The organism is Sulfitobacter sp. JL08, assembly GCF_003352045.1.
GTDB lineage: Bacteria > Pseudomonadota > Alphaproteobacteria > Rhodobacterales > Rhodobacteraceae > JL08.
Window position 1 is genome coordinate 3,283,537 of sequence record NZ_CP025815.1, and the last position, 13,975, is coordinate 3,297,511.

Here is a 13,975-nt window from a genome sequence, read left to right on the forward strand (position 1 = left end):
CCAAGGCCTGAACAATGCATGAACGTCGTATTCCCGAATGGTTGCGTCACGCGCCGGCCCCCAGCGTGCGCGGTTTTGCGGTTCTGGCCGGGCTTGAGGCGGTGGCGCGCGGCATTCTGATTTCGGTCATTCCGCTCTTGATGTATCGCACGCTTGGGGATGCCCAGCTTGTATCCAGCATCTATTTTGTCTTTGGTGTTGTTTCGCTTCTTGTGGGCTTGATGGTGCCATGGCTGATCAGGTTTCTGCCACGCCGCTGGATGTATACATGCGGCGCTGTCATGTATATTTCCGGATCGCTTATAGCTATTCTGGACACGCCCGCAGCCGTTGTTGTCGCGGTCGGTTTGAACACAGTCGCCATCGTTGTCACTTTTGTCTGCTTTAACGCCTACGTGCTGGATTACATCGCCAAGATTGATCTTGGAAAATGTGAAACGTCGCGGATGCTCTACAGCGCCGCAGGCTGGACGGCAGGCCCCGCAATCGGCGTTCTGTTATACGCTTGGTGGCCCGCCCTGCCGTTTCTGATCGCGGCTTTTTCCTGCGCCTCGATGCTGGCAATGTTCTGGTACTTGCGTCTGGGGAACGGCAAACTCATCACACGGGCGCGCGCGCCGGCCCCCAATCCCGTCGCGTTCCTGACCCGCTTTTTTGTGCAACCAAGGCTGGTTGCGGGTTGGCTGTTTGCGGTGATCCGGTCATGCGGCTGGTGGATTTATGTCGTTTACCTGCCGATTTTCGCAATCGAGAACGGGCTGAGCGACCAACTGGGCGGCATCCTGCTTTCGGCAACCAATGCCTGTCTGTTTTCAGCCCCGCTGATCCTGCGCTGGATGCTGCGGCGTTCATTGCGCCAATCGGTTCAGACCGGATTTGCGCTGGCGGGCATCACGTTTTGCGCGGCTGCGGTTTTGTCCGGTTGGCCTGCCATAAGTGTGGCTGCGCTGATGTTGGGATCTTTCTTTCTGATCGTTCTGGATGTGTGCGGCGGATTGCCATTTCTGATGGCAGTCAAGCCGTCGGAACGAACAGAAATGTCCGCCGTCTATTCCAGTTTTCGCGACGTATCGGGCATTCTGACGCCGGGTGGGGCATGGCTGGTGCTGATTGTCGCCCCCACGTCCGGCATTTTCTTGGTTGGCGGTCTGGCCATGTTTGGGGCGTGGGCCATCGCATCGCGCCTGCATCCCCGGCTGGGTCAGGCCCGCGTTTCGATGGAACCGCCACGCGCACCTGCATTGCCCATGACGCCGGATGCCCCGTCTGTCTGAGATTGCGGCGGCATCGGCAAAACCGCATTGATCGGCATTGCGTGTGCAAGACGCCTTGTAACTCGTCCCGCAGTGATTAGAATAGGTCGCTGACACGATTTTTAAGGGCGGTCCACAACGGGGCCGCTTTTTAGCTAAGGAAAGCCCCATGTCCTGGACAGATGAGCGCGTAGAGATACTCAAGAAGATGTGGGGCGAAGGCCAATCCGCAAGCCAGATTGCAAAGGAACTGGGGGGCGTTACCCGGAACGCTGTTATCGGCAAGGTGCACCGTCTGGGGCTGTCGAACCGCGCAGGCAGCGGCGGCACAGCCAAAGCCGAACCCAAGGCGAAACCCGCCGCAAAAGCCGAGGCCAAACCCAAATCTGCACCAAAGCCAGACGTGCAGACCGAAGAACAACCCGAACCGCCCAAGCCCGTTCTGCCGATCCGCAAGCAGATCATTCCCGCCGGTCAGCCCCTGCCACCACAACCTTCCGCCAATGAAATCAGCCCCGAAGCGCTGGCCAAGGTCAGCGAAATCGAAAAAAAGGCCAAACGGCTGACGCTGATGGAATTGACCGAACGGACCTGCAAATGGCCTGTCGGTGATCCTGCGACAGATGATTTCTGGTTCTGTGGTCTTCCGGTCAAAGCCGGCAAGCCCTATTGCGAAGCCCATGTCGGCGTTGCCTTCCAACCAATGAGCGCGCGACGCGACCGTAAACGCTAACACGCGTTACAACCGCTTCTTTTTGCTGAAAATACGGAAAAGCCCGGCCTGCTTCATGCGGGTCGGGCTTTTTGATTGAATTGCCGCGCTCTACACCTCTGCGTGAATAGGAGTTGCGACCCAACGGCCCTCATGAGAAAGCTGTGTTGAATTCGCAATCCAGCCCGAGGTTCACATTGACTTATTCCGCACCTGAAAAAATGCGCGCAGCCGATGCCATTGCCAAACGGTTGTACAAGGCCGGTTGCCGCCATGCGTTTGGTATGCCCGGAGGAGAAGTGCTGACCCTTGTTGATGCGCTTCAACGCGCCGGGATCAGGTTCATTCTGGCCAAGCATGAAAATGCCGCCGGGTTCATGGCCGAAGGTGTCTATCATCGCGATGGCGCACCCGGCATCCTGGTGGCCACAGTCGGGCCCGGCGCATTGAACGGCCTGAATGTCGTGGCCAACGCACATCAGGATCGCGTTCCGATGATCGTGCTGACAGGCTGCGTTGATGCAGACGAGGCACAGACCTATACGCATCAGGTTCTGGATCAAACGCGCGTGTTTCGCGCCATTACCAAAGCCACTTTTACGCTGTCCCAGGGGGCCGCACACACGATCGCAGACAAGGCCGTTGCCATCGCCACAGAAGGCAGACCCGGACCGGTCCATATAGATGTCCCCGTCGAAGTCGCGGATGCGCTTGTGACCGGCATTGTGCCAACCTGCCGTACAGATGCATCCCCGACAGCCCCAAGCGGCCCCGATCTGGAACGGGCCCGCGCCATGCTTGCAAACGCCAGAAGGCCGCTTGTTGTGGCCGGTGTCGATGCAATGAACCAGAACGCGGCCACTGCGCTGTTGTCCTTTGCCGAGACATTCGGCGCACCCGTCATCACCACATACAAGGCCAAGGGGTTGATCGCGGAAGACCACGATCTGGCACTGGGCGGTGCCGGCCTTTCCCCCAAGGCTGACGCGGTCCTGCTGAAACTGGTGGAACAGTCTGATCTGATTATCGGTGTCGGCTATGATCCGATCGAAATGCGCCCGGGCTGGCGCAATGTCTGGGATGCCTCGGTCACCAACATGATCGATATCATTGCCGAACCCAATCACCATTACATGCATCAGGCGACACTGAATTTCATAGCCGACTGTACGGCAACGCTGAACGCGATTGGCGACAACGTGTCGCCGCAAACCACCTGGCAAGACGGAGAAGTCGCACGCGTCAAGGCCGAATTGGCCAATGCCTTTCCTCAGGACGAAGGCTGGGGACCGGCCGCAATCATCAACGAATGCCGCAAGACCCTGCCGCGCGACACACTGGCCAGTGTGGACAGCGGCGCGCATCGTATTTTGCTGTCGCAGATGTGGGAATGTTACGAACCGCGCGGATTGGTGCAATCCACCGCATTGTGCACGATGGGCTGCGCCCTGCCGCTGGCGATGGGCATGTCACTTGTGGAACCGGACAGGCCGGTTGTTTCGTTTTCCGGCGATGCGGGGTTCCTGATGGTGGCCGGCGAATTGAGCACCGCCGCGGAACTGGGCCTGAACACCATATTTGTCGTCTTTGTCGATGCATCCCTTTCCCTGATCGAAATGAAACAGCGGGCGCGCCAGATGTCCAATCAGGGTGTCGATTTCGGGCATCACGATTTCGCGGCAATGGGGGCCGCTTTCGGAGGGGCCGGTCATACCGTAACTTCGCGGGCTGAATTGCGCGAGGCACTGGAAACCGCGCAATCGGCTGACACATTCACCGTGATCGCCGCCATCATCGAACGGAACAGTTATGACGGACGTATCTGACACACCGATGGCACTTGACGGGCTGATTGTGCTTGATCTGACGCGCATTCTGGCCGGGCCGACTGCAACGCAATTGCTGGGCGATCTGGGGGCCACGGTGATCAAGATTGAAAACCCCAAAACCGATGGCGATGATACGCGCGGCTGGGGGCCGCCTTATGCACCGGGAGTGGACGGAAAAGACACCGATCTCAGCGCTTATTTCATGGCCGCGAACCGCAACAAAAAATCTGTGGCAATCGATATTGCAACGAAAGACGGCCAACAGACCGTGCGCAGGCTGGCCGCACGCGCTGATGTAGTGATCGAGAACTACAAACCGGACGGGTTGGTGAAATACGGGCTGGATCACCGGACGCTGTGTGCGGCCCATCCCGGACTGGTCTATTGTTCCATTTCCGGGTTCGGCCAGACCGGCCCCAACCGCAACCGCCCCGGTTACGATCTGATGGCGCAGGGCTATGGCGGCATCATGAGCCTGACAGGCGCACCGGACGGGCCACCGATGAAAGTGGGCGTTGGCATCGCGGACGTGATGTGCGGCATGTACGCGACCGTCGGCATACTGGCTGCGCTGCGCCACCGGGACGCAACAGGACAAGGCCAACATATCGATCTGTCGCTGGTTGATGCGCAGATGGCCTGGCTGATCAACGAAGGTACGAATTTTCTGGCATCCGGCCAGTTGCCGCAACGTCGCGGCAATGCGCATCCAAATATCGTGCCCTATGATGCGTTTGCAGGGGCGGATGGCCATGTTCTGATCGCCGTCGGCAACGATGCCCAGTTCGCACGTTTTTGCGATGTTATCGGTCTTACCGATCTTTCGGCAAACCCGGATTACGCGACAAATTCGATGCGTCTGCAACACCGCGAAGCGTTGATGGGGCATCTGCACCCTGCGCTGGAAAAGCTGCCGGTGGCCGAGATATTGGAGCGGTTGAACTCTGTCGGCGTACCGGTAGGCCCGATTCTGAATGTAGAGCAGGCATTGACGTCGGATCAGGCAGAAGCACGCGAAATGGTCGTCAGCGCGGATTGTCCCGGAGTTGATGGAGGCCAGGTGCGCCTGCTGGGCAATCCCTTGCGATTTTCACGCACCCCCGTCCAATACCGGATGGCACCACCGCATTTTGGCCAGCATACGGATGAAATACTGGACAGTCTGCTTGATCCGAAAGACGCCTAAAGGCTGGGCAGATCGTAATAAAACCGGCTGAATCACGCCGATCTGTTCACTCCTATTCACGAAGTCCGCGATCCGCTTCACGGTTGCGTGTGAGGTGCGCACCATCTCTTTTTTTGCGGCATAAACACAGTACACACAAACCCTATTGGTATTCTGTCAGGAGGGCCGCATGGCCACAGACATCTGTAATAGTGACGTGACTTTGACGAAAGCGGAAGCGCTGGAAGACTGGAACGCGATGGTTCTGGCCTTTCTGGCGCATGGCACGGACACCCCCGTTCGGCTGGCTGCCGTTCTGGATCGCGAACCTGATTTTGCAATGGGCCATGCCGCGCGCGGGCTGTTTTCGATAATGATGGGGCGACGCGAGTTGATGGACACCGCCCGCACAGCGCTGCGCGCCGCGCGCCATGCTGCCCCCATTTCGGGCCGTACTTTCCGCGAACGGGGCTGGATCACCGCGCTGGAGGCCTGGCTGGCAGGCAGACCCAGCGGCGCCATTTCAGAAATGGAAAAGATTCTGGCCCAAAACCCCGCTGACACGCTTTCAATGAAGGTCAGCCACGCGATCCGGTTCATTCTGGGCGACGGTCCCGGCATGTTGCGCTCTGTCGAAGCGGTGTTGCCCGCGCACGGTGAAGAACACCCCTGCCGTGGATATGCGCTTGGCTGTCATGCTTTCGCGCTGGAAGAGGCCGGCGAATATGCAAAAGCAGAAAAACAGGGCCTGATCGGGCTTGAACATGCAAAGGACGACGCATGGGGGCTGCACGCAGTCACCCATGTTTTTGACATGACCGGACGTTCCGCAGGCGGCATAAAACTGATCGAGGATTATGACAGCGCGTGGCTGCACTGCAACAATTTCCGGTATCATGTCTGGTGGCACAAGGCGCTGTTGCACCTTGATCTGGGCGAACAGGATCAGGTGCTTGATCTTTACGATCAGAAAATCCGGCATGACAAAACAGATGATTATCGCGACATTGCCAATGCAACATCGCTGTTGATGCGGCTGGAACTGGAAGGCATCGCAGTGGGCGACCGCTGGGGCGAGCTTGCTGATCTGGCACAAAAGCGAACCGATGACGGATGTGTTGTTTTTGCTGATCTTCATTACATGCTTGCCCTGACCGGCGACAAAAGACCCTCAGATGCCCAGGCCCTTTTGGGGCGCTTTGCCTCCAGCGCACAAGCGCCCGGTGAGATGAACCAGATCGCGGCCGATCCCGGTGTCGCAGCCGCATCTGGCCTGACTGCATTTGCCGAAGGGCATTACGGCGAAGCGTTCCGCCAGCTGGCCGCGGCCCGTCCCAAGATGCAAACCATCGGGGGCAGCCACGCCCAGCGCGATGTGTTCGAACGGATCACCATTGATGCTGGCCTGCGCGCGGGTCAGTTCGATCAGACCGAGGCAATCCTGACGCACAGGCTGGTGCGGCGCGGCGGCGCCGAAGATGCTTTTGCCGCCAGCCGTTTTGCCGCACTGGACGCAGCAAGACTGGACGCCAGCCGAATTCCGGCGCAATAGCAGCACCGAATGCAACGGACCAGAATGGCAATGACCTTGGCGGACCCGATCCAAATGACGGCCCAGAACCCCGACCGTGCCAAAAGCGCGCCCGGGGGTGCTGTGCCTACCATACGCGATCCGCGACTGGATTTCTTTCGCGGCATGACGATGTTCATCATCCTGATCGCGCACACGCCTGGCAACTGGCTGACCCTGTGGATCCCGGCGCGGTTCGGATTTTCGGACGCGACCGAAGTATTTGTATTCTGTTCCGGCATGGCCTCGGCCATCGCCTTTGGAAAGGTGTTTCGCGATCAGGGCCTGCCCATGGGCACGGCCCGCGTGGCGTTTCGCTGCTGGCAGGTGTATTGGGCCCATATCTGCCTGTTCATCGCCATCGCAGTCACGATGGCAGCGTTGAATGCGTCGGAACTGTTTTCGCGCGATTATGTCGGGCAGCTTAATCTTTATCCTTTCTTCAAGGATCCGATGACAAACCTGCCCGCCTTGGTCACGCTGCGATATGTGCCCAACTATTTTGACATCCTGCCGATGTATCTGGTTGTGCTGGCGATGATGCCGGTTGTGATCGCACTTTACCGTTTTGCGCCGCTGGCCGCCTTGGGATTTATCGTTCTTGTTTGGGCGGCGGCGGATCTGGGCGGGCTGGCGCTGCCGGCGGAACCCTGGTCCGAACGTGAATGGTTTTTTAATCCGTTTGGCTGGCAACTGGTGTTTTTCACCGGGTTTGCGCTGATGTCGGGCTGGTTGCCGGTGCCGCCGGTGGACCGCCGTTTGATCATGCTGGCCGCTGCTGTGGTTCTTGTCATTGTACCCCTGTCCTATTTCCGCCTGCTGGGCACGTTTCCCGAACTGCGCGAGGTGCGCAACAGCCTGAGTTTCTTTACCGACAAGACGGATTTTGGATTGCTGCGATATGTCCATTTCCTCGCGCTGGCCTATCTGGCGTGGGTCGCGGTTGGCCCGAAGGGCGCACGCTTATTGCCGCCCTCGCAGGATAGCTTGGGCGCGCGGATATGGCGCGTCGTGCTGAAGGTGATCATGAAAGTGGGCCAGCAATCTCTGGCGGTGTTCATCGCGTCAATGTATCTTGCGCGGCTGTTGGGCGTGTTGCTGGATGTTCTGGGCCGCAACTACGCATCGATGTTTTTTGTAAACATGCTTGGTTTTGCCTTGCTGATTGGGGTTGCGTATGGTGCGGGCTGGTTCAAATCCCAGCCTTGGCGCCAACGGGCAGGAGTGCGCTGATGTTGCGCCGTGACGTATTAAAGGCGCTGGCGGCACTGGCCGCCGTACCCACCGCCGCATTCGCCAGCGAACCCGGCTTGCAGGTGGGTGACGCCACGCCGTTTTCGCACGATGCGTTGATTGCGCGTGCGCGCGCCATGGCCGGGCAGGCCTATGAACCGCGCGCTAACGTTCCACAGCCGTGGATCGACCTGACCTATGACCAGTACCGCGCCATCTGGTTTGACAGCCGCAATGCGCTGTTTGAAGGCACGGATGCCCCCCTGCGCGTTGATGTGTTTCCGCCCGGTCTCTATTTCCCGCAACCGGTCAAGCTATCGGTGATCGAAAACGGTGCGGCACGCCCTGTACTGTTTGATATGGCCGTGTTTGACACAACTGATCAGTTTCCCGATTTGCCTGTCGACGGCAACATGGGCTTTTCAGGTTTGCGCCTGCGCGCGGAACTGAATGAGCCCGGGATCTTTCAGGAATATGCGGTCTTTCAGGGGGCCAGCTATTTTCGCGGTATCGGCACCGGGCAGATTTACGGCCTGTCTGCCCGGGGCATCGCATTAAACACAGGTGAACCGGAAGGCGAGGAGTTTCCCGACTTTACCGAATACTGGATCGAACGACCGGCCCCCGAAATGGGCGACACGGTGATGTACGCCCTGCTGGAAGGACCAAGCTGTACCGGCGTTTACCGGTTCGATATCCGCCACGGCTCTGTTCTGGAAATGGATGTGCAGGCACATATTTTCGCACGCACCAACCTGACACATGTTGGCATTGCACCCCTGACATCGATGTTTCTGTTTGATGAAACGATGCGCGACCGGTTTTCCGATTTCCGGCCCGCCGTACATGACAGCGATGGAATGCTGATCCGCAACGGTGCGGGCGAAACCATCTGGCGGCCGCTGACCAATCCGCGCAGTCTTCAGATCAGCGCCTTTTCCGATATCAACCCGCAAGGGTTCGGCCTGTTACAGCGCGAACGCCGGTTCGGTGATTTTGCCGATCTCGAAGCGCTGTATCACCGCCGCCCCGGCCTTTGGATCACCCCCAAGGGCGATTGGGGGCGTGGGGCTGTCACCTTGGTCGAAATACCTGCCGATCTTGAGATTTATGACAACGTTGTAGCCTATTGGCGCCCGTCCGATCCCATTCCACAAGGTGGCGAGGCGCAGTTCGCCTATCGCATGGATTGGGGCGTTGAACCCGATCTGCCCGACGCGCCGTTGCGGGTTTTGAACACACGCATGGGGGCCCGTCCGCCCTTTGGCCCGGACGCGAAACTCGGCTTTATCATTGCCATTGATTTCGAAGATGGCGCACGGGTACCCGACGATCTGGACAATATCGAAAAACTGATCCGCACCAGTGCCGGCACCGTGTCCGAGGGCGTTTTGCAGACAAACCCGGAAACCGGTGGCCCCCGGCTTGCCTTTGCATTTGAACCTGAAGAGGCACAACTGGCGGAATTCCGCGTGCAATTGCGCCACGATGGAACCCCGCTAAGCGAAGTGTGGTTGTACCGGTGGACACCATGACATTCGCTTTTGAAAACCCCGCGCCGTTGATGCCTCCCCGCGCTCCGCTGGAAATGGTGGTGCAGGATTTGCGCCGCCGGTCTGCCAGCCAGGTTGCCCCGATGCCCAATCACCCCGTTGCAGCATGGCGGGCGGCCGTTTTCATTCCGGCCCTTCTGGCAACTGCCGCCCTGCTGTTCGGCATCCACGGCTGGCTGTCGAGCGCCGGAATGACGTGGCTGGAATACGGTTTGCTGTTCCTGATCGGAACGATGTTCGTCTGGGTTTCCCTGTCGGTCAGTACGGTCATTGTCGGCGTTCTGGGCACGTTGCGCAGCGCAACCAAACCGGCATCGGGGCCAGCCGCTGCACACACACCGCTTAGTGTTGCACTGTTGGTCCCGATCTATAACGAAAGCGCGGCCGATGTGTTTGGCAACGCCGCCGCCATGATTGACGATCTGGCCCGCAAACGTTCAAAACACAGTTACAGCCTGTTTATCCTGAGCGACACGCAAGACATTTCGATTGCGCGCACAGAAGAAACCGCCCTGACAGCGTTGCGCGCGCAAGCGCCCGAAAACTTCAATATTTACTACCGCAGGCGTCTTGCAAACACGGACAAGAAGGTTGGCAATCTGGTTGATTGGATCACCGGTTGGGGCGCCGGTTATGATGCGATGCTGGTTCTGGATGCCGACAGCCTGATGAGCGGGCACGCCATAACGCGGCTGGCGGATGAGTTGGCCGCGGATCCGGCAGCAGGGCTGATCCAGTCTTTTCCAACGCTGATCGGGGCCGAAACCCTGTTTGCGCGCATCCAGCAATTTTCCAATATCGCTTACGGGTGGCTTCTGGCCGAAGGGCTGGCGCTTTGGGCCCAGCGCGAAGGTAATTACTGGGGCCACAACGCAATCATTCGCACCCGCGCCTTTGCGGCCTCTGCAGGTCTGCCTTACCTTCAGGGGCTGCGCGGGGAAAAGCAGCTGATCATGAGCCACGATTTCGTCGAGGCCGGTTTGCTGCGGCGTGCGGGCTGGGGTGTTCGGTTTCTGCCGCGCATCGGTGGCAGTTTTGAAGAAACCCCGCCCACGTTGATCGATTACGTATTGCGGGACCGGCGCTGGTGCCGGGGCAATCTGCAACATCTGCGCCTGCTGGCCACGCGTGGTTTTCATCCGGTTTCCCGTTTTCACCTGTTTCACGGCGCGGTCAGCTATCTGTTGTCGCCGGCATGGTTCATTCTGCTGATTGTCTGGGCATTACTGGGCAAAAGCGCCGAAACGAACGTGATAAGGTATTTCAACGAAACCAATCCGATGTTTCCGGCGTGGCCCGACATCAATCAGACAAATTCGCTGGTTTTTCTGTTGATCATGTACTCGATGCTGCTGACCCCAAAAATGACCAGTGCAATCATGATCGCCCTGTCGCCCAAGGCGCAAAAGCTGTTTGGTGGGCGCCGCGCGTTCCTGACGGCGTTTGGCGTCGAAGTTGCGTCTTCGATTGCCTATGCACCCATTCTGATGGTGCAGCAAACACAGGCCGTATTGCGCGCCATGTTCAGTGCGGGTGGCGGGTGGATGCCACAGCGGCGCGGGCCAAGCAGCTATAACCTGCGCACCCTGTTCGCGTTTCACTGGTTCGAAACGCTGATCGGCGCAGTGCTGGCGGTCGGGATCGTGGCGGGGCTGGTATCGCTTTGGCTGCTTCCGATCATAGCCAGCCTGCTTCTGGCGGTTCCCCTGTCGGCGTTCAGCGCGGTGAACCTGGCCAAGACGGCCCGTGGAGGATGGCGTCTGGACAGCCCCCACACGATCCGCGAACCCGGTATCGTTGCACAGGCCCGCATACAGCGCGCAAGGATAAACGCAGCCCTGCTCAACGCAGGCGACGCGCCCCAGATTGCCGCGGAATAATGACTACTGTGCCTCGAACCAGGTCAGGGCCATATCTGCCCAGCCTTGCGGCACACCATGCCCACCGGGAAACAGCGCCAGTTCCAGCGCGGTGCCTTCGCTGCACCGGGTCCAGCTGCGCCGCCAGAACGCTTCTGTCACGGTGAAATCGTCTCCGCGCAGTTGAAAACATCCGTTGGCGACCCGCCAGATTTCCATTGTGTGAAAGATATCGCCCTGCATCAGGGCCGCCGGATCATTGCTGTCAGCCCCGCGCAGCACGCGCCCCTCCAGCGGAACGGTCTTGTCGGTCCAGCCATGGGTGTGAAACAATTTGACGGGGCCGGCGCAGGTCGTCGGGTGCGGCCGCCAGAAGCCCCCCGCAACAGGTGCATAGGCGGCAAAGGCATCAGGTACCGCGCATGCCAGATAAGATGTCATGGAACCGCCGATCGAAAAACCGGCCAGCAGCATGTTTTCGGCATTCAGCCCGTGGCGCGCGGCGGCATCATCCCGCACTGATTGCAAAAAGGAAACCTCGTCCCGCAGTTGCGTTCTAAGCGGGTGAAAGGACCAGCTGCGCCCGTTGCGCCCCGTCATCGGCATCCCGTCCGGCGCGATGACGGCATAGCCGCGTGACAGTGCCACATCCACCATCCCGCGGTTGCGCAATGCACCTTCGCCGGTGCTGCCATAGCCATGGATAAACATCAGCGCAGGCCGCCCCGCGGCGGCGGTTTCCGGCAATTCGATATGGTAGGTACCGGATGCAATTGCGCAGGGGTCCGGCGATGTACTGCACGCTGCCATGGCGGCGTTTGCCAACCCGAGCGACATCGCCAGTCCTGCAACAACGCCCAAAAGCCGCATCAGATTTCCGCCTTTTCCTGCGCCGTCATCTGGCGCACCGGCAATCGGCGGGCCATCCATCCCGGCCCTGCACCAGAGCCCAGCATACCTTCCGGCACATCCAGAACACCGGCAAACCCGGCTTCCATCAAACTGGCCGCTAGGCGACGCGAACGCACCCCGCGCGCGCAGATCACAGCGACGGGGCGATCGGGATATTCGGCATTCAGGCGCTGTAATTGCGCCGCAAAATCCGGGCGCCGCATGTCTATTGCAACGGCCGGGGCAGGAATGCCGGTTAGCGCCCATTCATCGGGTCGTCGGATATCGATCAACAGGATTTCGTTGCGCACCGCCGCGTCATGGGCGGCCTGAACATCCAGTTTGACGCTGGCGTTTGCTTCCAGATCTCTTTTACGCCACCAGACCGCGCCAATTGCGGCGGCAGACACCAGACCGACGCCAAACATCCGGCGCGACAGGTGCGCCGGATGTTTGACCTTCGGGTCATTCTGGGGCGTGTTAGTTGGCAACAGGGGCCGCAGACATAAAGTCAGGCACTGTTCGGTCAGATGCCTCTTGCGGATCCAGACTGACCCAGTTGCCTTCGGACAGTTCCAGGTTGCCGGGAATGTCTTCTTCCCAGAATCCGACGACATTTTGCGTAATGTTCAGATACAGCTTGTCATCCACGATCCGCCACAGATTGGGGTTCCCGGGAACCTTACCGCCCTTGGCAACGCCAAAGGCGCAGTGACCGTCATACTGTGGCGCGTATTTCGCCGGATCGGCCAAGAACGTGTCTCGGTTTTCTTCAGATGAAAAGGCGAATTTGGCGCCATTATATTCAGCCGTGATATCGGCGCGTCCCGGAATACCTTCGGGTTGGGCGCTGCCAACAGGGTTTTGCGTCAGGCTGCGATAGGCAACCACGTCATAGCCGGAAACCGCAAAGCCGGTTTCGTCAATATACTGTTCGCCAGCAAAGGCGGCTGTGCTCATCGACAGGATGGCGGCAGCGACAAAAGAAAAACGTTTCATTCGGAAAATCCTTGGATGTGTGTGCAGTGTCCACAACCTATGAAGATAATCGAAACCATGTCAGTCCCTCTCTCGGGTTTGTGAATTTGGCAATCGTTTCGTGATGAGACTAGCGTGGTTCCTAGTGGCTTTGCACGCATCTTGTAACGGTTGGGCCATGGAGGCGCTCAAGCATTGCAGAAAACTGAAACATCTGCCTTCGCTCGCGCCACGCACAGAAGATGTGCGCAGGACCGAAATGACATTTTCGGCCGTGTTCGTTAAAATCAGACATCCTTTCGAACTCTCAGAGGGCAAGATTATGCGAAAAATCCAGACGCAAGGCGTTCATCACATCACAATCACGGGCGCGGATCGTCAAACCTCGATCGATTTTTGGGAAGGTGTGTTGGGCATGCCGTTCGTGTTTGACCAGCCCAATCTGGACAATCCCGACGAAGGGCACGTGTATTTTGATCCCGGTGACGGCCGCCTGATCACGGTCTTTACCAACGAAGATCGCAAACCGGATCCGAAACGCACCCCGACCGATGCGGGATGTGTTCACCATCTTGCCTTTGCCGTCAGCAAGGCGAGTTTTTCTCAAGCGGTCGAGCGACTGGACCAGCGCGGGATCAAGCATTCCGGCCCGAAGGATCGCGGCTTTATGGATTCGATCTACTTCAAGGATCCGCTGGGTCTGCTGATCGAACTGGCCTGTTACCGGTTCGAGCCGCCGTTCGGATACAGCCATGCGGATGTGATGATCGCCGCGCACAGAATTCGGGTTGCGCGGGGCGATTACAACATTCAGGAATTGCACCTTGCCGACGCAATCGAAGAACTGGTTGCAAAGCGACAGGGGTCTTTGTCCGATGATCGCTCTGCCAAGGATCCGTATTCAAACTGAACCCCTGCGCTGGTACATGCCC

General features: G+C 58.8%; 12 protein-coding genes. 9 read left to right on the plus strand and 3 right to left on the minus strand.

The window, feature by feature from the left end; all coding sequences use genetic code 11:
* Window positions 1-14: 14 nt before the first annotated feature.
* The 8 genes from C1J05_RS16190 (at window position 15) to mdoH (ending at window position 11,195) form a co-directional block, all read left to right on the plus strand.
* Window positions 15-1,274 carry an MFS transporter gene (locus C1J05_RS16190; RefSeq protein ID WP_114871151.1) on the plus strand — a complete coding sequence of 420 codons (1,260 nt, stop codon included), beginning with the start codon at window positions 15-17 and terminating at the stop codon, window positions 1,272-1,274.
* Between the two features lie 148 nt (window positions 1,275-1,422).
* A complete protein-coding gene (locus tag C1J05_RS16195; protein WP_114871152.1) occupies window positions 1,423-1,986 on the plus strand; it encodes a GcrA family cell cycle regulator in 564 nt (187 codons plus the stop codon).
* Window positions 1,987-2,186: 200 nt separating this feature from the next.
* Entirely contained in the window at window positions 2,187-3,791 is a 1,605-nt protein-coding gene (locus tag C1J05_RS16200; RefSeq protein WP_114871153.1) for a thiamine pyrophosphate-binding protein, read from the plus strand.
* The gene (locus tag C1J05_RS16205; protein WP_114871154.1) at window positions 3,775-4,980 is read left to right on the plus strand and encodes a CaiB/BaiF CoA transferase family protein; all 1,206 of its coding nucleotides are present in this window, start codon (window positions 3,775-3,777) and stop codon (window positions 4,978-4,980) included. The genes C1J05_RS16200 and C1J05_RS16205 overlap by 17 nt, the downstream gene beginning before the upstream one ends.
* Before the next feature lie 169 nt (window positions 4,981-5,149).
* Window positions 5,150-6,511, plus strand: coding sequence for a tetratricopeptide repeat protein (locus C1J05_RS16210; RefSeq protein WP_114871155.1), 1,362 nt, complete (start codon window positions 5,150-5,152; stop codon window positions 6,509-6,511).
* Between the two features lie 30 nt (window positions 6,512-6,541).
* Window positions 6,542-7,762, plus strand: coding sequence for an OpgC family protein (locus tag C1J05_RS16215; RefSeq protein WP_441351694.1), 1,221 nt, complete (start codon window positions 6,542-6,544; stop codon window positions 7,760-7,762).
* Window positions 7,762-9,297: a glucan biosynthesis protein gene (locus C1J05_RS16220; RefSeq protein WP_114871156.1), complete on the plus strand. Its 1,536-nt coding sequence runs from the start codon at window positions 7,762-7,764 to the stop codon at window positions 9,295-9,297. Before C1J05_RS16215 ends, C1J05_RS16220 begins: the two co-directional genes overlap by 1 nt.
* Window positions 9,294-11,195 (plus strand): glucans biosynthesis glucosyltransferase MdoH, encoded by a 1,902-nt coding sequence (gene mdoH, locus C1J05_RS16225; protein ID WP_114871157.1) that lies wholly within the window; start codon window positions 9,294-9,296, stop codon window positions 11,193-11,195. The genes C1J05_RS16220 and mdoH overlap by 4 nt, the downstream gene beginning before the upstream one ends.
* A 3-nt stretch (window positions 11,196-11,198) precedes the next feature.
* Here the strand turns inward: mdoH and C1J05_RS16230 are convergent, their stop codons facing one another.
* Genes C1J05_RS16230 through C1J05_RS16240 form a run of 3 tightly spaced genes read right to left on the minus strand, consistent with a single transcriptional unit; the run spans window position 11,199 to window position 13,064 of the window.
* The gene (locus C1J05_RS16230) at window positions 11,199-12,104 is read right to left on the minus strand and encodes an alpha/beta hydrolase family esterase (RefSeq protein WP_254684627.1); all 906 of its coding nucleotides are present in this window, start codon (window positions 12,102-12,104) and stop codon (window positions 11,199-11,201) included.
* Complete coding sequence (locus tag C1J05_RS16235; protein WP_254684628.1) at window positions 12,044-12,556, minus strand: rhodanese-like domain-containing protein; 513 nt, start codon at window positions 12,554-12,556, stop codon at window positions 12,044-12,046. The genes C1J05_RS16230 and C1J05_RS16235 overlap by 61 nt, the downstream gene beginning before the upstream one ends.
* A complete protein-coding gene (locus C1J05_RS16240) occupies window positions 12,546-13,064 on the minus strand; it encodes a YHS domain-containing (seleno)protein (RefSeq protein ID WP_114871158.1) in 519 nt (172 codons plus the stop codon). The genes C1J05_RS16235 and C1J05_RS16240 overlap by 11 nt, the downstream gene beginning before the upstream one ends.
* Window positions 13,065-13,365: 301 nt before the next feature.
* Between C1J05_RS16240 and C1J05_RS16245 the strand changes: the two genes are divergently transcribed.
* The gene (locus tag C1J05_RS16245; RefSeq protein WP_114872389.1) at window positions 13,366-13,953 is read left to right on the plus strand and encodes a VOC family protein; all 588 of its coding nucleotides are present in this window, start codon (window positions 13,366-13,368) and stop codon (window positions 13,951-13,953) included.
* The last annotated feature ends 22 nt before the right edge of the window (window positions 13,954-13,975 follow it).

Bases quoted from the DNA above. Each gene is read 5' to 3' on its own strand.
- C1J05_RS16230 (WP_254684627.1), bottom strand. From the start codon at position 12,104: ATGGATGGCCCGCCGATTGCCGGTGCGCCAGATGACGGCGCAGGAAAA.
- C1J05_RS16220 (WP_114871156.1), top strand. From the start codon at position 7,762: ATGTTGCGCCGTGACGTATTAAAGGCGCTGGCGGCACTGGCCGCCGTA.
- C1J05_RS16190 (WP_114871151.1), top strand. From the start codon at position 15: ATGCATGAACGTCGTATTCCCGAATGGTTGCGTCACGCGCCGGCCCCC.
- C1J05_RS16210 (WP_114871155.1), top strand. From the start codon at position 5,150: ATGGCCACAGACATCTGTAATAGTGACGTGACTTTGACGAAAGCGGAA.
- C1J05_RS16205 (WP_114871154.1), top strand. From the start codon at position 3,775: ATGACGGACGTATCTGACACACCGATGGCACTTGACGGGCTGATTGTG.
- C1J05_RS16245 (WP_114872389.1), top strand. From the start codon at position 13,366: ATGCGAAAAATCCAGACGCAAGGCGTTCATCACATCACAATCACGGGC.
- C1J05_RS16240 (WP_114871158.1), bottom strand. From the start codon at position 13,064: ATGAAACGTTTTTCTTTTGTCGCTGCCGCCATCCTGTCGATGAGCACA.
- C1J05_RS16195 (WP_114871152.1), top strand. From the start codon at position 1,423: ATGTCCTGGACAGATGAGCGCGTAGAGATACTCAAGAAGATGTGGGGC.
- mdoH (WP_114871157.1), top strand. From the start codon at position 9,294: ATGACATTCGCTTTTGAAAACCCCGCGCCGTTGATGCCTCCCCGCGCT.
- C1J05_RS16215 (WP_441351694.1), top strand. From the start codon at position 6,542: ATGACCTTGGCGGACCCGATCCAAATGACGGCCCAGAACCCCGACCGT.
- C1J05_RS16200 (WP_114871153.1), top strand. From the start codon at position 2,187: ATGCGCGCAGCCGATGCCATTGCCAAACGGTTGTACAAGGCCGGTTGC.